This window comes from Pseudocnuella soli, assembly GCF_004347775.1.
In the GTDB taxonomy this organism is placed as follows: Bacteria; Bacteroidota; Bacteroidia; order Chitinophagales; family Chitinophagaceae; genus Flavisolibacter; species Flavisolibacter aquaticus.
In genome coordinates, this window is sequence record NZ_CP037755.1 from 1188610 (window position 1) to 1207559 (window position 18950).

The following is an 18950-nucleotide window of genomic DNA, read 5'->3' on the forward strand; positions in this document are numbered from 1 at the left end:
ATTCAGCTCCCAAACGGTATTATAAAAAATGAAGGCCAAGCGATAAAATTGCGGCTTTCATTTTACCAACTTACTCCCACATCGCTTCTCTTATATAATCAGGCCGCCACATTTCCGGGAACTCCTGTCGCTCCATCGTAAACTTGGGTTTGCCTTCATAAATCACTTCAATATTTTCCTCGAACGCTACGATGCGGTTGTGCGAAATGGCCGGTTCCCAAAGTGGTATCTGATATAGGAAGTATTTAACCGCATCCTCCAGCAACTTCGTAGTGCCCCTAACATTTACATCCGTCATCCTTCCGTCTGTCGATACAATAAAAGAAATGGAAACAGAACCTTTTTTCTTTTGCGCCGATACGGCCTTGGGCCAGCGAAAATTTTCGGTCATGTAGGTTCGGAAGTCGCCGTGGCCTTTAATGAAAGCGGGCCTGTTCAAACTGCAATAATCGCCCTGGCTGGCACCGGTGGTGTCAAAACATTGCATGGCGGTTACTTTGCCTGCTTCGTTGTACTCTTCAATGGTCGACACTTTTCCATTCTGGTGAAACCAACGCCAGCTGCCTACCCGTTTATTGTTTGCGAAATTCCCTTCGCTTTCCTGCATCCCGTTTTCATACCACGATTTGTATGGCCCATGAAATACCGCCGCATAGTTTGCAGCTGCAGTAGTCATTACTCCCTCCGCTTCCTTTGCCGGAGCATAAGTGAGCTGGATCTTCATTTGCCCGTTTGGATACCAGTTATACCACGTGCCGTCTTTAATACCATTCCGCGCCATTCCCGAATCCATTACCTGCCCGTTCTCGTACCACCATATCCACGGGCCCTCAGTTTTGCCATTGACAAAAGTGGCCATCGACTGCTTGCTGCCATTGCTATAGTAGCGCACATAGTCGCCATGAAGCACCGAAGTCTTGGCATCTTTAAATTGAGCTGTATACACCGGCGTTCCAGATGGCAGCGTCACCACCATAGCATAGCGTTCTTGTTGTTTATATACTTGCCCTTTGTACACCATCTTCTTGAGTGTTGTGGGCTCAAACTTTGCGTCGAGGAATTTTACAAGCGTATCGTTTTGCTGAGCGTTTGCACCAGCCGCAATCAATGCAGCAAATGCCAGTGCGATGCTTTTGATGCGGGCATTATGTGTAGAAAGCATAATTGTTAGTGTTGGTTGAATTTAAGTTTGTAAAACGCGTTACTCCACTTTCATTACCGGGCTACGTTCCGAAACCCCGTTTTCATTAATGGCTTCGATGCTATAATAATAGGTCATCTTGTTATCCATGCCTTTGAAATAATACTCGTTGGCGCCATACACCATTACATTGTTGTACAACTTATCCGGTGCAAGTCCCATGTAAATATTATAAGCATACGCATCAGACGACGGCCGCCATTTAAGCCATGCACTGCGTTTGTCTTTTTCGGTGCGCAGCACCACAAAACCTTTTACCGCTTCGGGCACTTTGCCCGCTCCTTTGCCAAACACCCGGAACCCGCTGAGCGAAAATTTTCCGGTAGGCATGTGCGCATTTTCTATCTTTAAATAGCGGGTTTGCACCGGCGTTTGCAACTCCACATAGTCGTGCGGCACATCAGTTTTGTTGGCACTTTTATCAATCAGCACACTCCATTTTTTTCCATCCCTTGAATGCAACACGCGGTATTGATGATAGCTGCCGGCACGTTTGCCTAAAAAAATGGAATCCACATCCTGGTCGGCATAATTAATCTGCACCGCATGCACGGTGCTCAATGCACCGAGGTCGGTTTGAAACCATTCGCCCCCTTTACCCGATGCTGCACTCCAATATGTTTTGATGTTTTCGTCCACCGCATAATTGGCTGCAAAGCCGCCCAGCGTGGAAGAAACCTGCACGGGTTTGTTGTAATTCAGGAGCATCCAACCGGTAAAGCCGCCATCACCCATCGGGTTGAAATCATCGTCTTTTTTGCCTGTTGGCAGATAATGCGGATAATCGCCAAACGCAGTATTGGTGTACATCACGCCTTCTTTATCAAAGCCCGTTGGCCAGATGCCGATGCGGCGTTCAAAATTATTCTTGGTAGAAATAACGATGGTGGATGTGTGCCAGTAATTGTTCCAGCCATCCTGAAACGTAGCGCCATGACCGGCACCCCGCGCAAAGCCACCGGGCTTAAAACTAAAAGGCATCGATTGCGGCGTAAACGGGCCCAACGGGCCATCGCCCACCACCACGCCATCGGCATAGCCGCTAAACTCGGTGCCCGGCGCACCGTATTGCAGGTAGTATTTTCCATTGTGTTTGGTCATCCAGGCACCTTCCATAAACGGGTCTAAAAAAGTATCGTCCATGTATTCGCCAAAGCGTTGCCAGCCGTAGCGCCAGGGTTCCAGCAGGTACATTTCCTTGCGGGTGCCAATGGGTTCCAGCGTACTGCGGGCCACTTCAATGCCGTACATCGGATAGCGGTTGCTGCTGCCATTGTACATATATAGGCGCTGGTCATCGTCCACAAAAAAAGCAGGATCCCATCCGCCGATTTTAAACGAATCGACCGCTTCGGTCCATTGGTTGTTCTTTGGATCGGTGCTTACCCAGATCGGAAAATCGGAAGTATAAGTAGAGCCAAACACACAAAGCGAATCGCCCATAACCCACACGGCCGGGGCGCACAATTCATCATAAACTTTGTGCTGCGGTTTCAGGAAAAACTTTTGAATATAGTTCCAGTTAACCATGTCGGGGCTCCACCAATAACCCCACTGGTTGGTTGAAAAAAGATAGTAATCGCCTTTGAACCGAACGATCACCGGGTCGGCGGTAGCGCGGTGCCGGCCCCATTCTGAAAAGTTGGGAATGGGCGTGTAACCGTAGTCGATGTTGATTGGGTTGCAATAAGTTTTTTGCTGCGCAGCAACGGTGATGGAGCAACAAATAAAAACAAGCGAAACTGCAATCCTCCACATGGCGCCAGATGATTTTCTTAAAGGTAAGCAAACGGCCGTTTTGCCAAATGTTAAGCAGTACTTAACGATTGCGTTTTCTGTTGGATGCTGCACGCCACTTGTCTTTGCCGCATTGTGTGCACCCTTGCTGGTGTGCGGCCATCAACTCCTGCACCGAGCCGCAATGCGTGCAGGCATACTGGCCACCCTGGTCAATTTGCCCGCTCTTAAACTCCGGCAATTCGGGCAGTATCGGCAGGCCATATTTTATTTCATCGTCGGGGTAAAAATAAACGCTGATTTCGCCATTGTTTTCCAATATCGCCAGCTCGATCTGGCCCAGGTGCAAGATGGATTGCTGCCGCAACTCGGTAAATAATTCATCGGTGGCAATGGGTTCCCGCTCCAGGTTTTTTAAAATAAAAACGCCATCGCGGATAATATAAGTGGCCTTGCCTTCCACCAGGTGTTCAAAGCGCTGGCTGCGGCTTATAAGAAAGGTGATGAGGCGGTACAGGCCCACTACAATGGAAAAAACTAGGATGCCCGGCAGCAGTCCTACGTCTTTGTAAAACATCGGGTCGCCGGCCGCTGAGCCCAGCCCGATGATCACGCCCAACTCAAACACGGAAAGTTGCTTGATGCCCCTTTTTCCCAACAGCCGCAGGCTAGTAAGGATCACCAGAAACATGATGCAGGTGCGAAAAGCAGCTTCGCCCAGGAAACTCCAGTCTTCTTCGCCCAGCAAAAGCTTTTCCCATTCCATATTCGATGCTTTATCGCAAGCATCAAATTGTTATGCCACAGCTAATTGCCCTACACAGCGCATGGTTATTTGCAGGAGTATTTGTTTTAAAAAAGCCTGGTTTGTTTGGGCAATGGCGGCTGCAATTGCAACCCACAGTGTTCATTGAGTTGTTCAATCCAATACGTTGCCAGCTCCGGCACTGCACCATCGCTGCCCGGGTGCAAAAAAACATACGCTTCCTGCAAACCTGCATCAATCCATTGAGCAATGCGCCCAACCCATGCATCAATGCGCTGGAAAGAAGTAGGGTGTGTTTCGTTACAAACAAAACGCAGGAACAGCTTGGGCAGCGGCAGGTGCATGTGCACTGCATCGCGGCGGCCAGGCGTGTCCGTTATTACGGCGCCAATATCCAGCTGGCGTAGCACCTGCATCCAGGTAAGCACCGCTTCGCTGCTTTCGTACCACTGCGGGTGGCGCACTTCTAAAAAATAAGTATGTTTTTGCGGCAGGGTGGCCAGGTATTTAAACAATGAATGGCGGGAAGCCAGCGGAAAGCTTTCGCTGGTTTGTAAAAACAAGGGCCCGAGGTGCGGCCCAAATGCTTCAATGCTTTCCAAGAAAGCTGCTGTTTCGGCAGCAGTGTTTTCAAAATTGCTGTAGTGCGAAATGCTTTGCGGAAACTTGGGACAATATTTAAAGTTGCGGTCTTTAGCTGCAGCGGCCCACTGCGCAATGATTTCTGGCGAATAAATATTGTAATGCGTGGCATTGAGTTCGGCAGCATTAAAGTACTGCGGGTACACATTGCGAAATGCTTTGGCCGGCGTTTTTGGCGGATACACATTGCCTACCCAACTGGCATCGCCCCAGGTGCCGGCACCAACATACACCGCGGGATGTTTTACCCTTTTGCCGCGCAATACTTCATCATTAAACGGCGGGTCTGGGGGCAAGGTAAAATCAACGGAGGGGAGTTGCTGTATGGGAACCGCACCAAATTTCATATGCAAATAAACTGCATGGTATGCAAAGAGAATACCATCACTGCATGGATTGTAGAACCTGTTTGAGCGATGGATGGTTAACCGATTTTTTATTAAACAAAATGCAGCGGGCATGGGCATTGCAACAGGTATGATTAAAACAAACCATGGCAACAACAAAACGAGCAGCCGCTAAAAAAAGCACTGCAAAAAAAGCCGCAACAAAACGCACCGCTACAAAGAAAGTAGCAACTAAGAAATTGGCTGCGAAAAAGTCGGCAACGAAAAAGACAGCCACAAAAAAGACTGCTACAAAGCGAACCGCAACAAAAAGAACAGCGGCTAAAAAAGCTGCATCAAAACGCACCGCGCCAAAAAAAGCAACCGCTAAAAAGACGGCTACAAAGAAAGCTGCTGCAAAGAAATCATCGGGCGGCAGCAAGAACAAATTGGGCGTAAAAAATTCGCTGGTGAACAACATCAATGCCCACAAGAAGAAAGGCGATTCAAAGCCCGCAAAAAAATCATCGGTATCAAAAAAGTCCTATAATAAAATGCAGGACAACTGGGGCAAAAAGGAAAAGTAGCTGCTGCTCCAAAAAGATTGCAATGCTTCCGTTATGCTTTGCTGTCGCGTTCCATTTTCCGGCCCAGCATCCAGCCCAGTATGCCGCCGGCAACAGCGCCCAAAATCAGTACAACGATATTGTTGCCTGTGGCAAACCAGGCCATGAGCAGGCCAAATGCAGCAAACAGCAGCGATAACAAAAGGTGGCCCGTAGTGCGTTGCGAAGACGGAATATCGGCAGGCTTTTGATATTGATGGCCCGGCCGTTTGCGGCTTTGTGGCATAGCAAAAAGTTTAGTAAAAGGTACGCCATTGCCCGCATGCCTGCGTCCTGATTTTTGACAGGAAATGAAAAACCCGCCTATGGCGCGTCCCCGTTTTTCGGCACAATACGGTAATCCTTATCGCTGATGTTTTGCAGGCCGCGGCGCTTTTTAGGCACCGTGTCTTGCTTTACTTCGGGCAGCGCTGCGGGCACATTTGTGGTCGCTTGCGCCGTGAGGTTTTCAGCAGGCGTAAAACTGCTGTTGCCATTTGGTGTTGGCGCAATGGTCACATCTGCAATTGCAGTTTCGGGTGCCGCCGTTTGCGGCTCGACTGTGTTGGCTGCGGGCGGGCCATTTACCGGTTCCATCAAGGTTCTTTGATTGGAAGGAATGTCATTACTATTTTTTGGTGTTGCTACCTGGATGTTAGCTGGTGTATTTGCAGGAGTGTTGTTGGTTATTTTGTTGGAAACGGGTTGGAGATAAAGAAAAGCGATCAGCGCACCTACAACGGCCAGCAAACTTGCACCAACGGCCAGCCCGCCACCGCTCCATGGCGATGGTGGTTCGGGCATATTGCCGCCTTCGTCCGATGGCAGGTCAATATCCAACTGCCGCTCAATCCGCAGCCAGATGGCATCGGCCATATCGGGCAGCGGCAGTGCGGCAAGTTTGCCGGTGATGATTTCCTCGTATCGTTCTTTTGGATGCATCAATTATTCAAATGCTGTAGTTGCTGTTGCAGGGTTTTGCGGGCTTCGCTCAGGTGCCATTTCGATGTGCCCTCGCTGATGTGGAGCCGCTCGGCAATTTCGCGGTGGTTGTAGCCTTCCACCGCATACAGCACAAACACGGCATGCGTTGCCGGCGGCAGTCGTTTGATCAGGTTCATGATCTCTTCGGCACCCATTTGTTCCAACGCCGCGTTGTTGATATACGCAGGCTGCGCCACCGATTCCAATTCCACCTCTTCGCTAAACCGGCTGCGTGTTTTTATGTGGTCCAAACCTTCGTTTACCACAATGCGTTTGATCCATGCATGCAGCGAACCTTTTTCGGGATCAAAGGTGTGGATGCTTTTAAATATCTTGACAAACGCATGGCTCATGATGTCGGCTGCATCCAGCTCATCGCGGCTGTAGCGCAGCGCAATGGTCATAGCAAAGCCATAGCACTGACGGTACAGCCCTTCCTGCGCACTGCGCCGGTTGGCGCGGCAGCCATCGAGTAACTCCTGTATGTCGGTTGCTATGGTTTGCATGGGTACTTAAAAGCTGCGTGCTACGTTATCGCGGTCTTTTTCTACGTCCTGCATCCGCTTCAGCAAGATGGCCGAAGCAATGGATGAAAGTACCAGTTTGTCGGATGCCTCCAAATCGTTGTACAGCCAGAGCGAGTTGTCCATGATGTCGATAATGGCCACCAGTCCGTCGTCCCATTTTAGTTCATAACCCGTAAGCATGGGGCCGCCCAGCACTTTGGTTTGCTTGCCGCTTTTGGTGGTTACATCCTGCAGGCGCAGCGGTTTGATCATAATATTTTCCTTGCCGTTGGTGGCGTAGCCTTCTTCCTCAATATGTGGTTGGTAAAACAAGCCGCGGATGGTGTCTTTTTTCGAATCATACTTGTGCGTCATCACCAGCGACCAGGGCTCTGGTGTTTGTGCACTCACCGGCACAATGGCTGCCGTAAATGCATACTCGTAGCGCTGCGTGGCCGATACGTTGCCGAGCAAAGCATGGTCTGTTTTATACACCAAGTCTTTTTCATTGAACTTTTCGGTGGCATAAATCTCCGTGATGTTGTTGCCATCGGAAAGGGTGTATTGAAACTTGTTGTGCTGTGCTAAAAGCTGGCGGTCGGTACCGATGTTGATGACGCGTAATAGGAAATCCTCGGGCCGCATGCCAAAGCGGGTGTACTGCACCGACGAGCTAAAATCCCACCCGCGTTTGATGGCAGATGTTTGGTATTGGGCAAACGAAAGTTTCTGGTTCACCATCCAGCCATTGAGTCCTTTGATGGGCAGGCGGGTGGCGCTGCTGCTAAACTGTTGCGGCACCGAAACTTTTACGGCCGTACAGGAAGAAAAGAATGCTATTAAAAAGCAGTAAGAGATCCATTTCATCGTTAAAGGTTTTGTTGGTTAGTGTTTGGTTGTGGTATGAACTAAAAAGTAGGTGAACATTTGGGTGCTGTCAGGCAAGGTACAGGCCGGGCATCCGGCGGTAAAATGCTTTATGCTGGGCGGTTGCATTACTTGTTGAATAAAACAACCTGCAGCGTTGTTGAAGTAAGTAAACGGGGCGCATTAATACCGGATGCTGCTGCTTTAGCAATCCCTCGGTTGGTGTTCGTTCAGTCGGTTGTTCATGATTAAAAATTGATGATTGCTTTTTGTCTTCCCATTTATAAACAGTACCCCTTGCGGAGGCAAAAGGGTTGGGTGAAAATTTTTTGCTTAACAAATCATTAACGGCTGTTGCCTATCAGGCCATAGAAAAGATCAATAGCAAACAAACACAGCGCTGACAAATGGAGCGGCATTTGCAAGCAACTTTGCTCCTGAAGAAGCACACATTATGGCATTACTATTTCAACCCTTAACCTTTAAAAGCATCACCCTCAAAAACCGGCTCGTTGTATCGCCCATGTGCCAGTACTCCGCACAGGATGGCTTTGCCAACGACTGGCACCTGGTGCACCTCGGCAGCCGCGCCGTAGGCGGTGCAGCGCTCATCATCCAGGAGGCAACAGCCGTTAGCCCCGAGGGCCGCATTACACCTGCCGACCTCGGCATCTGGAGCGACGAGCACATTCCGTTTTTGCAACGCATCACTTCCTTTATTACTGGGCAAGGTTCCGTGCCGGGCATACAACTGGCGCATGCCGGCCGCAAGGCCAGCCACCGTGCACCCTGGCTCGGTGGCGATTCACTCAACCATGAGGAAGGCGCATGGCAAACCGTTGCACCCAGTGCGCTATCTTTTTCCGATGACACTCCTGCACCCATTGAGCTTGATACAGCCGGCATCAAAAAAGTAGTGGCCGATTTTAAAGCAGCTGCGCAGCGTGCCTTGCAGGCCGGTTATAAAGTGGTGGAAATTCATGCGGCACATGGCTACCTGCTGCACGAATTTTACTCGCCGCTGTCCAACCAGCGCACCGATGAATACGGCGGATCGTTTGAAAACCGTATCCGACTGGTGCTGGAAGTAACAGCCGCCGTGCAGGAAGTGTGGCCTAAAGACCTGCCCATTTTTGTGCGCATTTCCGCAACCGATTGGACGGAAGGCGGATGGACCGGCGACGACTCGGTGCAATTGGCAATTAAATTAAAAGAGATGGGTGTCGACCTGGTCGATTGCTCGACCGGCGGAAATGTGCCTGCGGCAAAAATCCCGGCGGGACCGCTGTACCAGGTGGCGTATGCCGAGCAGGTGAAAAAAGGCGCAGGCATTGCCACCGGCGCGGTGGGCATCATCACACAGGCAAGCGAAGCCGAGGCTATTTTGCAAAATGGCCAGGCCGACCTCATCATCATTGCCCGCGAGTTTTTGCGGCAGCCTTATTTTCCGCTGCATGCAGCCAAAGACCTGGGCGTGGATATAGAATGGCCCGATCAATACAAACGAGCCAAGCGATAAAACAAAAACGCAGCACCAATCGGTGCTGCGTTTTTTATTAAGCCGGTATCAGCTCTTTGTTTTCTTCCCGTTCCCAATGCCGGTGTTTTTTTATGGCTTCAATAAACTGCCGGCCTACTTCGGCTGCATCGCCGCCTTTTGCCGAACTCACCAAACCTTTGTCGGTTTGTGCTTGCTCAAACACCATCTGCTCGGGCAACTGGCAGGCCTCAACCAATTCCACGCCTTCGCCAATGGCTGCAATGGGTTTGCAATGTTTATACGCTTCGCGAATAAAATGCAGCACCTTGCCCATCTTTTTCATGCTGTCCACCGATTGGCGGCCACCGGGTATCAGCACCGCATCGTACATAATGGAGCCGGTGGTTACATGGCTTTTATCGGTTTGCACATCGGCGCCAGTGGCGGCTTTGCGCTGGCCCTGTGCTTTGGAAATAACCTCGCAGGTAGCGCCTGCTTTTTCCAGCATGCCCTTTATCTCGTCCAGCGCTTTGCCATCAAAACCATCTTCAATCAGTATGGCCACTTTGCGGCTTTTGATGGAATCCATTGCCGTATTCAACTGGCTCAATGCCGGCGACACATCCACCCGGCGTTTGCCTTCGGTGGTGGGCATTGGTTGCGGCTCCACGGTTATCTTTTTGGTAACGCCAACGCCTTCGGCCACTTGCTGCGCCAGCTCGGTATCTACTTTTGCAATAAGGTCCACCATGCGTTCGCGGATATGCATCGTATCCACTTTGCCCAGTTCGAATTGAAAGGCTTCCAAAATATGCATTTGCTCCGCTTTCGACACGCTGTTGTAAAACAGGCGGGCCTGTGTAAAATGGTCGTTGAAGCTTTCGCTGCGCTGCTTGATCTTGTGGCCATCGATGCGTTCGGCATAGTGCGTAAATGCACCCATATCGGCACCCGCGGCATAGGGGCAACCGCCACCCAGCGAGTTGGGTGAGTAATTGACCTTGCGTTTCATATTGTTCTGGCGCATGTAACCATCCTGTTGGTTATTCACCACCGGCACCTGCGGCCTGTTGATGGGTATTTCGGCAAAATTGGGCCCACCCAGGCGAATGAGCTGCGTATCGAGGTAGGAGAACAAGCGGCCCTGTAACAGCGGGTCGTTGGAAAAATCAATACCGGGCACCAGGTGGCCTGGGTGAAAAGCAACCTGCTCTGTTTCCTGGAAATAATTATCGGGGTTGCGGTTCAGGATCATTTTGCCCACGGGCTGCACCGGCACCAGTTCTTCGGGCCATATTTTAGTGGCATCGAGTATGTCGAAATCAAAAGCAAATTCATCGGATTCGGGGATGATCTGCAGGCCTAATTCATACTCGGGAAAAGCTTCTTTTTCAATGGCCTCCCACAGGTCGCGGCGATTAAAGTCGGGGTCTTTGCCCGCCAGTTTCTGCGTTTCATCCCACACCAGCGAATGCACGCCCAACGTAGGTTTCCAATGAAATTTTACAAAATGTGAAACGCCAGCTTCGTTAATGAGCCGGAAGGTATGCACGCCAAAACCTTCCATCATGGCGTAGCTGCGCGGCAGGGCCCGGTCGCTCATCGCCCAAAAAATCATGTGCAGCGATTCGGGCATCAGGGAAATAAAATCCCAGAAGTTGTCGTGTGCCGCCGATGCCTGCGGAATTTCATTGTGCGGCTCGGGCTTAACGGCATGCACCAAGTCGGGAAACTTGATGGCATCCTGGATAAAGAATACCGGGATGTTGTTGCCCACCAGGTCGTAGTTGCCCTCGGTGGTATAAAACTTGGTGGCAAAGCCTCGTGCATCCCGCACCGTGTCGGCCGATCCGCGGGAACCAGCCACGGTAGAAAAGCGCACAAACACTTCGGTTTCGAGGCTTGGGTCGGTCAGGAACTTTGCCTTGGTGTATTGCTTGAACGAGTCGTTGTACACACGAAACACGCCATGCGCCGCGGCACCCCGTGCATGCACCACCCGCTCCGGTATCCGTTCATGGTCGAAGTGGGTCATTTTTTCCCGGAAATGAAAGTCTTCGATAAGGGTAGCGCCTCTGACGCCTGCTTTCAGCGAATTGTCGTTGTCTGCAATCTTCAGCCCCTGGTTGGTGGTAAGGTGCTGCTGCGTGCTGTCGTTGCCTTGTTCATGATTTCCCATGCGTTCCATTTTTTGAGTGAAAAAATGGCAGAAGGGACAGCGGCTTATTTACCCGACAAATAGCACTGCGCATAATTGCCGGGCTGACTAAGATAGAAAAAAAACCGCTGCTGCGCATGGCGCTTGAGTAATGCTTTTGTTATGGAATAAGAAAGGCTGTTGTATAGGCTGCAATCATTGATGCAACAATTCGTTGTTGCCGGCATTTTCGGTTAGAGATTGCAGTTGGGCCAGCTCGCTTTGGGTAAACACCCTGGAGCGGGTAAGGAAACGTACGCCCAGCGGAATTTCCAGCGAAAAAGAACTGCCGCGGCCCGGCGTTACATCCAGGATCAGTTGGGTATGTTTCCAGTATTCATATTGATCGCGGCTCATGTAAAATGGGCAGTCTTCAACGGTTTGCAGCAATACATCGCTGTTGCCGGTTTTAAATTCGCCCAGCGTAAAACACATTGGCTGCGATCCATCGCAACAGCCGCCGCTTTGGTGAAACATCAGCGGGCCATGCAGTTCTTTCAGTTGCCTGATCAGCACTTTTGCAGCATCGGTGGTCACTACTTTTTGAGGAATCATTGTTCGTTGTTTTTTGTGTTGTGCTAAAAAGCAAATGCATCGATCATTAAGTCTGTAACCGACCCGGTAACACAACACTTTTATTTAAAAAGAAAAAGACACAAAGCACACTGCGCTGCAACATCAAATTATCCTTCGTGCAGCTTGGTGTGCTTTGTGTCTTCGTGGTTCAAATGCCTTTAAAAAAATCCGAGCTTTTGTTTGCTGTACGAGATCAGCATATTTTTTGTCTGACGGTAATGATTCAACATCATCTTGTGGGTTTCGCGGCCAAAGCCCGATTTTTTATAACCACCAAACGGTGCATGTGCCGGGTAAGCATGGTAGCAGTTTACCCACACACGACCTGCCTGAATAGCGCGGGGCACCGTGTACAGTTCATGCGCATCGCGGGTCCATACGCCGGCACCTAAACCATACAGCGTGTCGTTGGCAAGCTCGATGGCTTCTTCAGTGGTTTTAAATGTAGTTACCGATGTTACCGGGCCAAAGATCTCTTCCTGGAAAATGCGCATTTTGTTGTGCCCGCGGAAGATGGTGGGCTCAATGTAATAGCCGTTTTCCAGCGCTGCTTCATTTTTAAATGCACGGCCGCCACACAACACTTCGGCACCTTCCTGCCTGCCAATATCGAAGTAGCTCATTACTTTATTGAACTGGTCTTCCGATGCCTGTGCACCCATCATGGTGGTTTTATCCAGCGGGTTGCCCAGCTTAATGGCGAGGGTGCGTTTTACTACACGTTCCAAAAACTTATCGACAATGCTTTCGTGCACCAAGATGCGGCTGGGACAGGTACATACTTCGCCCTGGTTCAGCGCAAACATCACGGCGCCTTCAATGGCTTTGTCAAAATATTCATCATCGGCTTCCATCACCGATGGAAAGAAAATGTTGGGGCTTTTGCCGCCCAGCTCCATGGTTACAGGAACCAGGTTTTCCGACGCATACTGCATGATGAGGCGGCCTGTTGTGGTTTCTCCGGTAAAGGCTACTTTACTTACACGAGGCGATGTGGCCAGCGGCTTGCCCGCTTCGGGGCCAAAGCCGGTAACAATATTCAATACACCCGGCGGCAGCAGGTCGCCGATCAGTTCCATCAGGCACATAATGGAAGTGGGTGTTTGCTCCGCGGGTTTTACAATAACGCAGCAACCTGCAGCCAGCGCCGGTGCTACTTTCCAGGTGGCCATCAGCAGCGGAAAGTTCCATGGAATGATTTGTCCCACCACGCCAATTGGCTCGTGCAGTTGTATGCTTACAGTTGTTTCATCGTGCTCCGAAATAGAGCCTTCCTCGGCACGCAGCACGCCGGCAAAATAGCGGAAATGATCCACTACCAGCGGCAGGTCGGCGGCCAGTGTTTCGCGGATGGCCTTACCATTGTCGATGGTTTCCACAGCCGCCAGATACTCCAGGTTTTCCTCGATGCGGTCGGCGATTTTTAATAAAATATTGCTGCGTTTGGAGGCCGCCGATTTGCTCCATGCAGGAAATGCCGCCCATGCAGCATCGAGTGCCCGCTCAATATCCTGCGCATTGCCCCTTGCGGCCTGCGTAGATACTTTGCCGTCCACCGGCGAAATATTATCGAAGTACTGGCCCGAAGCAGGTGCGGTAAATTTCCCGTTGATGTAATGGTCGTAACGGTCTTTGAACGATGGGCGTGCCACCAGGTTTTCGGCCCGGGCCGCCACAGTTGCGGTAGACATATGCAAGCAAGTTTTTGGGTGAAGAATAGGTACAAGTTGGAAAAAACAGGGGATAGGAGGGGCAGAAAATCGTATTATTTTATAGCACAATTGTACTTTAATTAACCGGCTGCTGCATTTTTCTGCTTAATTTAAACCGACTAACGATTACCAAAAGCATTGCCTGTGGCTACAAAGCACCTGTTGCACACCATCAACCTTACTCCAGAAAAACACTTGCAAACGCTGGTGGAGGCCCGCCGCATTTTTAACCTGCACAATTGCGAGCTCAATGTTTTTGAAAGCTACCAGCAGGCTTACGCTGTGCCGCTGCAGTTTTCCGATTTTGTAATTACCAGCATGGTGCGGGGTAAAAAAATAATGCACCTGCCCAACAAGCCTGCGTTTGATTACCTGCCCGGCGAAACCGTGATTGTGCCGGCAAACCAAACGATGGTGATTGATTTTCCGGAAGCGGCTGCACACAATCCATCGCAGTGTATTGCACTGGCGGTGGACGATGGTTATATCCGCAAAACAGTGCAGTATTTAAACGAACATTTCAACAGCGATCCGGATGGCATTACTGACTGGAAACTGCAGTGTAATAAGTTTCATTTTGATAACGATGAAGAGATCACAGCACTGATCAATAAACTGATCCGCATTTGCAGCAGCGCCGATAAAGCCAAAGGTGTTTTTGCCGATCTGAATTTAAAAGAATTGTTGATCCGGCTGATTCAAAGCCAGCACCTGCAACAGGTGGAAGTGGCTGCCATCAGCGATCCCAACCGTTCGCGGCTGCAGTTTGTGCTGCGCTATATTCACGAACACCTGACCGATAAAATACTGGTTGACCAGTTGTGCCACAAAGCATACCTGAGCCGCAATGCATTCTTTAAATGGTTTCGCGAACAGCTAGGCATCACGCCGCTTGAATACATTATCCGCGAACGCATCAAACTGGCTAAGGAGTTGCTTTCCACACGGCGAATGTCCCTTTTTGAAGTAAGCCTGCAATGCGGCTTTTCGGACGTCAATTATTTTGTACGCCTGTTTAAAAAAGTGGAAGGCATTACGCCTAAAGCATACCAGCGGCTGTCCGGTTTCTATGCATAAATGCCTTTACATTTTAAAACGAAATGCAAGGCCGGTGCTGATAAAATATTCCGGGGCTTCATGCGATAAACCTTTGCCTGCAATCACATCCAGTTTTAGGTTTTTGGAAATAAAATAACCCATGCCAGCATCCACCACATGCTCCGGGCCATGGCCTTTTTGCCATTTACCATAAGCTTCCACAAACAGTTGCCATTTGTTGTTGAGGGTGAGTTGCGGTTCAATGGTCGCGATCCATTGCGGCGTCGTAGCATCGCCATCCCACTCGGCGCCAACGTTGTAATCAAGCTCCCATTGTTCGCCCCATTTGTTTTCCATCAGCAGGCGCAGTTGCGGGGCTACATGCGCCACTTTATTGTCGTGTGATGCCCATGTGGGCATGCCTGCCATGCCCATAAGTGTGGTTTGCGGCAATGCGCCGTTCCCTTCAAGCAGCGCTGCTTTAAAGCCAAGATGCACCGGCAGCAAACCGTATTTATATTCGTTTTTAGAGAATGCCTTTTCCGAATCCGCATCGATCTCTACACGCAGTTCCACCTTTTTCGACAGGCCATATTTTACAGCAGTGCGTGGATGAAATATGGTGTAATCGCCGCCGCTGGCTTCCTTGCGGATGCCGGCTTCTAGCTGCACATATTTAGGCGCCGTCAATTGCGGTGTTTGCGTTTCGCTGGGTCGGTCGGCCACCACTTTATCTTCCTGTGCACCGGCACATTGCACCAGCAATAACATGCCTGCTGCGGCCATCCATTTCATCATGAATAATGGTTTTATAAAGTGGATAAAAACTTGTGCCACTAACAAAAAAAGCCCCGGCAGATGCCTTCATCTGCCGGGGCTTATATAAGAACACGTATTCGTTTACTACATGCTTCTGCGGTACTGTCCGCCCACTTCGTACAATGCATGGGTAATCTGTCCCAGCGAGCAATATTTCACCGTTTCCATCAGTTCGGTAAACAGGTTGCCATTGTTGATGGCCACTTCTTTTAATTGCTTCAGCGCTGCTTCGCTTTTGTCTTCATTGCGTTTCCAGAAGGCGTGCAGGTTTTCGATCTGCAGCTCTTTTTCTTCCCTTGTTGCGCGGATCACTTCAGCAGGTAAAATCGTAGGACTTCCGGCTTTGTTTAAAAATGTATTTACACCGATTAGCGGCAGTTCGCCGGTATGTTTCAGGTGCTCGTAATGCAGGCTTTCTTCCTGTATTTTGTTGCGCTGGTACATGCGTTCCATGGCGCCCAGCACACCGCCCCTTTCGGTTATGCGGTCAAACTCCTGCAACACTGCTTCTTCCACCAGTTCGGTCAGTTCTTCAATGGCAAAAGAGCCCTGAATAAAGTTCTCTGTTTTTGCCGAACCCAACTCGCGGTTGATGATCAGTTGAATGGCCATGGCGCGGCGTACGCTTTCCTCGGTTGGCGTGGTAATGGCCTCGTCGTATGCGTTGGTGTGCAGGCTGTTGCAGTTGTCGTAAATGGCATACAGTGCCTGCAGCGTGGTACGTATGTCGTTGAAATCAATTTCCTGTGCATGCAACGATCGGCCACTGGTTTGGATATGGTATTTCAGCTTCTGGCTGCGGTCGTTGGCGCCGTATTTTTCTTTCATGGCTTTGGCCCAAATGCGGCGGGCCACACGGCCGATCACGCTGTACTCGGGGTCCATTCCGTTGGAGAAAAAGAACGAAAGGTTTGGCGCAAAATCGTCGATGTGCATGCCGCGGCTCAGGTAATATTCTACATAAGTAAAACCGTTGGCCAGTGTAAATGCAAGCTGCGTAATGGGGTTGGCGCCTGCCTCCGCAATATGATATCCCGAAATAGAAACTGAGTAAAAATTGCGTACGGCGTTTTGAATAAAATATTCCTGCACATCGCCCATTAGTTTCAAAGCAAACTCGGTACTGAAGATGCAGGTGTTTTGTGCCTGGTCTTCTTTTAAAATATCGGCCTGCACCGTGCCGCGTACCTGTTGCAAGGCGGTTTGTTTACATTGCGCATACACATCGGCAGGCAGCACTTCATCGCCACTGAGGCCAAGCAGTTTCAAGCCCAGCCCGTTGTTGCCATTGGGTAGGCGTTCCGGTGCTGCAGGATTGTAATATTGGGGCGCATTTCCGTGCTGGTATTTTGTTTTTGCAAATGTTTCTACTTCGCTCCACAGTCCATTTTGTTCAATATATTTCTCGCATTGCTGGTCGATGGCCGCATTCATAAAAAACGCCAGCAGCATGGGCGCCGGCCCATTAATAGTCATCGACACCGATGTTTTCGGATCGCACAGATCAAAACCGCTGTATAATTTTTTTGCATCGTCAACGGTAGCAATGCTCACACCGCTGTTGCCTACTTTGCCGTAAATATCGGGGCGGTGTGCAGGGTCTTCACCATAGAGTGTTACGCTGTCAAATGCAGTGGAGAGGCGCTTTGCAGGCTGCCCTTCCGATACATAATGGAAGCGTTTGTTGGTGCGTTCGGGGCCGCCTTCACCGGCAAACATGCGGGTGGGGTCTTCGCCTTGGCGCTTTAGTTCAAACACACCAGCAGTGTACGGAAACTCGCCAGGCAAACCTTCCTGCAATTGCCAGCGCAGTATATCGCCCCAGTCTTTGTAACGGGGCAAAACAACTTTCGGGATGCGGGTGCCGCTCAGCGAAGTGGTGGTCAGCGGTTGGCGGATCACTTTATCACGCACCTGGTATTCAAAAAAATCGGCGTTGTATTTTTTTACAACCTGCCGCCATTGCTCAATAAGCTTACGGCATTGCGGATGCAGTTTTTCTTCAAAAGCAAGTTTCAGAGATTCCATCTCTTTAAGAGCTGGCATCTCTTGTATTACACCATTGATTTGATACAGCTTTGACGCAACCGCGCATTGGTCTGTTACCCATTTATCATATGCCCGGTTGGTGTCGGCTATTTCGCTCAAATAACGAACCCGTTTGGGCGGAATGATCTGCGATTTGCTGGTGGTATCTTTTGTATGCTGGTGCAATTCAATGGCGCCGAAACCGGTGCCTGTTTTGGTTTGCACGGCGGCCATCAGTTTTTCAAACAGCTCGTTTACACCCGCATCGTTGAACTGTGCGGCGATGGTGCCCACGATGGGGAGTTCATCGTCCTTTGCCGTCCACAACTGGTGGTTGCGTTTGTATTGCTTCCGCACATCGGCCAGTGCATCCAGTGCGCCGGCTTTATCAAATTTATTAATGGCTACTACATCGGCATAATCGAGCATGTTGATCTTTTCGAGCTGTGATGCCGCACCGTATTCCGGCGTCATTACATACAAACTAACATCGCAATAATCCAAGATGGATGCATCGCTTTGGCCCACACCAGCCGATTCCAATATGATGAAATCAAACGCGGCTGCTTTGCAAATATTCAATGCATCCTGCACGGCCGAACTTAGTGCTGTGTTATCATCCCGCGTAGCCAGCGACCGCATATAAGCCCGTGGCGATGAAATGCTGTTCATGCGGATGCGATCGCCGAGCAGCGCACCGCCGGTTTTTTTCTTCGATGGATCTACCGAAATAACGGCGATGGTTTTATCCCCAAACGCATTCAAAAACCGGCGCACCAGTTCGTCGGTAACCGATGATTTGCCTGCGCCACCGGTACCGGTAATGCCGAGGACGGGTATCGTTTTTTCGGTGGGCAGATCAACTTTATTGACCACACCGTTTTCGGCATTAGTTATTTGCCGCGCTATCTGCCGCACATCTTTTACTTCGCCCAGGTTCATGGGTTTGGTATAAACACCGTTGCCGTTCAGGCTCGTGTCACATTGTTTCAACACGTCTTCAATCATCCCTTCCAGCCCCAGTTTCCTGCCATCATCGGGGCTGTAAATGCGGGTGATGCCGTAATCGTGCAGCTCTTTTATTTCCTGTGGCAAAATGGTGCCGCCGCCGCCGCCAAATATTTTGATGTGGCCGCAGCCCGCTTCGTCCAGCAGCTCTTTCATGTATTTAAAAAACTCCACGTGGCCGCCCTGGTAGGAGGTGATAGCAATGCCCTGCACATCTTCTTCAATAGCGCATTCCACTATTTCGTGCACCGAACGGTTGTGGCCCAGGTGAATGATCTCGGCGCCCTTCGATTGCAAAATGCGGCGCATAATATTGATGGCGGCATCGTGCCCATCGAACAGGGATGCGGCCGTAACTAAACGAATCTTGTTTTCGGGTTGGTAACTCATAATGTAATTAAAAAGCAAGCGTTGAGGCCAAAGGTACAGCAGAATAGGAGAGGGCAATAGTGCAGCAT

Annotated in this window: 16 protein-coding genes; 2 read left to right on the plus strand and 14 right to left on the minus strand. The window is 50.2% G+C overall.

From position 1 onward, the window contains the following. Positions 1-70: 70 nt before the first annotated feature. From EPD17_RS05055 to EPD17_RS05095, 9 genes are all read right to left on the minus strand, one after another. Entirely contained in the window at positions 71-1162 is a 1092-nt protein-coding gene (locus tag EPD17_RS05055; RefSeq protein ID WP_132052304.1) for an energy transducer TonB, read from the minus strand. Positions 1163-1201: 39 nt separating this feature from the next. Continuing rightward, a complete protein-coding gene (locus tag EPD17_RS05060) occupies positions 1202-2959 on the minus strand; it encodes a family 43 glycosylhydrolase (protein WP_132052306.1) in 1758 nt (585 codons plus the stop codon). 61 nt (positions 2960-3020) lie between these two features. Continuing rightward, positions 3021-3704, minus strand: coding sequence for a DUF421 domain-containing protein (locus EPD17_RS05065; protein WP_132052308.1), 684 nt, complete (start codon positions 3702-3704; stop codon positions 3021-3023). Between the two features lie 86 nt (positions 3705-3790). Further along, positions 3791-4693, minus strand: coding sequence for a DUF72 domain-containing protein (locus EPD17_RS05070; RefSeq protein WP_165929527.1), 903 nt, complete (start codon positions 4691-4693; stop codon positions 3791-3793). A gap of 37 nt (positions 4694-4730) precedes the next feature. Further along, positions 4731-5114, minus strand: a complete 384-nt coding sequence (locus EPD17_RS19860; RefSeq protein ID WP_165929528.1) for a hypothetical protein — start codon at positions 5112-5114, stop codon at positions 4731-4733. Between the two features lie 176 nt (positions 5115-5290). Continuing rightward, the gene (locus EPD17_RS05080; RefSeq protein ID WP_114237344.1) at positions 5291-5524 is read right to left on the minus strand and encodes a hypothetical protein; all 234 of its coding nucleotides are present in this window, start codon (positions 5522-5524) and stop codon (positions 5291-5293) included. Positions 5525-5601: 77 nt separating this feature from the next. Beyond that, positions 5602-6222, minus strand: coding sequence for a hypothetical protein (locus EPD17_RS05085; RefSeq protein ID WP_132052312.1), 621 nt, complete (start codon positions 6220-6222; stop codon positions 5602-5604). Further along, a complete protein-coding gene (locus tag EPD17_RS05090; RefSeq protein ID WP_132052314.1) occupies positions 6219-6767 on the minus strand; it encodes an RNA polymerase sigma factor in 549 nt (182 codons plus the stop codon). The genes EPD17_RS05085 and EPD17_RS05090 overlap by 4 nt, the downstream gene beginning before the upstream one ends. A 6-nt stretch (positions 6768-6773) precedes the next feature. Further along, a complete protein-coding gene (locus EPD17_RS05095) occupies positions 6774-7634 on the minus strand; it encodes a hypothetical protein (RefSeq protein WP_132052316.1) in 861 nt (286 codons plus the stop codon). A 454-nt stretch (positions 7635-8088) separates the two neighbouring features. Between EPD17_RS05095 and namA the strand changes: the two genes are divergently transcribed. Beyond that, positions 8089-9153, plus strand: a complete 1065-nt coding sequence (gene namA, locus EPD17_RS05100) for an NADPH dehydrogenase NamA (RefSeq protein WP_114237339.1) — start codon at positions 8089-8091, stop codon at positions 9151-9153. 37 nt (positions 9154-9190) lie between these two features. Here namA and EPD17_RS05105 read toward each other — a convergent pair whose 3' ends face one another. The 3 genes from EPD17_RS05105 to EPD17_RS05115 all read right to left on the minus strand — a co-directional run bounded on the left by EPD17_RS05105 (position 9191) and on the right by EPD17_RS05115 (position 13578). Continuing rightward, positions 9191-11293 (minus strand): catalase, encoded by a 2103-nt coding sequence (locus EPD17_RS05105; RefSeq protein ID WP_132052318.1) that lies wholly within the window; start codon positions 11291-11293, stop codon positions 9191-9193. A 174-nt stretch (positions 11294-11467) separates the two neighbouring features. Next, complete coding sequence (locus EPD17_RS05110) at positions 11468-11866, minus strand: DUF779 domain-containing protein (protein WP_132052320.1); 399 nt, start codon at positions 11864-11866, stop codon at positions 11468-11470. Positions 11867-12045: 179 nt separating this feature from the next. Further along, positions 12046-13578 carry an aldehyde dehydrogenase family protein gene (locus tag EPD17_RS05115; protein ID WP_132052322.1) on the minus strand — a complete coding sequence of 511 codons (1533 nt, stop codon included), beginning with the start codon at positions 13576-13578 and terminating at the stop codon, positions 12046-12048. Between the two features lie 165 nt (positions 13579-13743). Here EPD17_RS05115 and EPD17_RS05120 point away from each other — a divergent pair, with 165 nt between their 5' ends. After that, complete coding sequence (locus tag EPD17_RS05120; RefSeq protein WP_132052324.1) at positions 13744-14676, plus strand: AraC family transcriptional regulator; 933 nt, start codon at positions 13744-13746, stop codon at positions 14674-14676. 6 nt (positions 14677-14682) lie between these two features. Here EPD17_RS05120 and EPD17_RS05125 read toward each other — a convergent pair whose 3' ends face one another. Continuing rightward, positions 14683-15435, minus strand: a complete 753-nt coding sequence (locus EPD17_RS05125; RefSeq protein WP_132052326.1) for a transporter — start codon at positions 15433-15435, stop codon at positions 14683-14685. Positions 15436-15540: 105 nt separating this feature from the next. Further along, a complete protein-coding gene (locus EPD17_RS05130) occupies positions 15541-18882 on the minus strand; it encodes a methylmalonyl-CoA mutase family protein (protein ID WP_132052328.1) in 3342 nt (1113 codons plus the stop codon). Positions 18883-18950 lie beyond the last annotated feature (68 nt).

Coding starts and splice junctions, on each gene's coding strand:
- EPD17_RS05055 (WP_132052304.1), bottom strand. CDS start 1,162: ATGCTTTCTACACATAATGCCCGCATCAAAAGCATCGCACTGGCATTT.
- EPD17_RS05060 (WP_132052306.1), bottom strand. CDS start 2,959: ATGTGGAGGATTGCAGTTTCGCTTGTTTTTATTTGTTGCTCCATCACC.
- EPD17_RS05065 (WP_132052308.1), bottom strand. CDS start 3,704: ATGGAATGGGAAAAGCTTTTGCTGGGCGAAGAAGACTGGAGTTTCCTG.
- EPD17_RS05070 (WP_165929527.1), bottom strand. CDS start 4,693: ATGAAATTTGGTGCGGTTCCCATACAGCAACTCCCCTCCGTTGATTTT.
- EPD17_RS05080 (WP_114237344.1), bottom strand. CDS start 5,524: ATGCCACAAAGCCGCAAACGGCCGGGCCATCAATATCAAAAGCCTGCC.
- EPD17_RS05090 (WP_132052314.1), bottom strand. CDS start 6,767: ATGCAAACCATAGCAACCGACATACAGGAGTTACTCGATGGCTGCCGC.
- EPD17_RS05095 (WP_132052316.1), bottom strand. CDS start 7,634: ATGAAATGGATCTCTTACTGCTTTTTAATAGCATTCTTTTCTTCCTGT.
- namA (WP_114237339.1), top strand. CDS start 8,089: ATGGCATTACTATTTCAACCCTTAACCTTTAAAAGCATCACCCTCAAA.
- EPD17_RS05105 (WP_132052318.1), bottom strand. CDS start 11,293: ATGGGAAATCATGAACAAGGCAACGACAGCACGCAGCAGCACCTTACC.
- EPD17_RS05110 (WP_132052320.1), bottom strand. CDS start 11,866: ATGATTCCTCAAAAAGTAGTGACCACCGATGCTGCAAAAGTGCTGATC.
- EPD17_RS05115 (WP_132052322.1), bottom strand. CDS start 13,578: ATGTCTACCGCAACTGTGGCGGCCCGGGCCGAAAACCTGGTGGCACGC.
- EPD17_RS05125 (WP_132052326.1), bottom strand. CDS start 15,435: ATGATGAAATGGATGGCCGCAGCAGGCATGTTATTGCTGGTGCAATGT.
- EPD17_RS05130 (WP_132052328.1), bottom strand. CDS start 18,882: ATGAGTTACCAACCCGAAAACAAGATTCGTTTAGTTACGGCCGCATCC.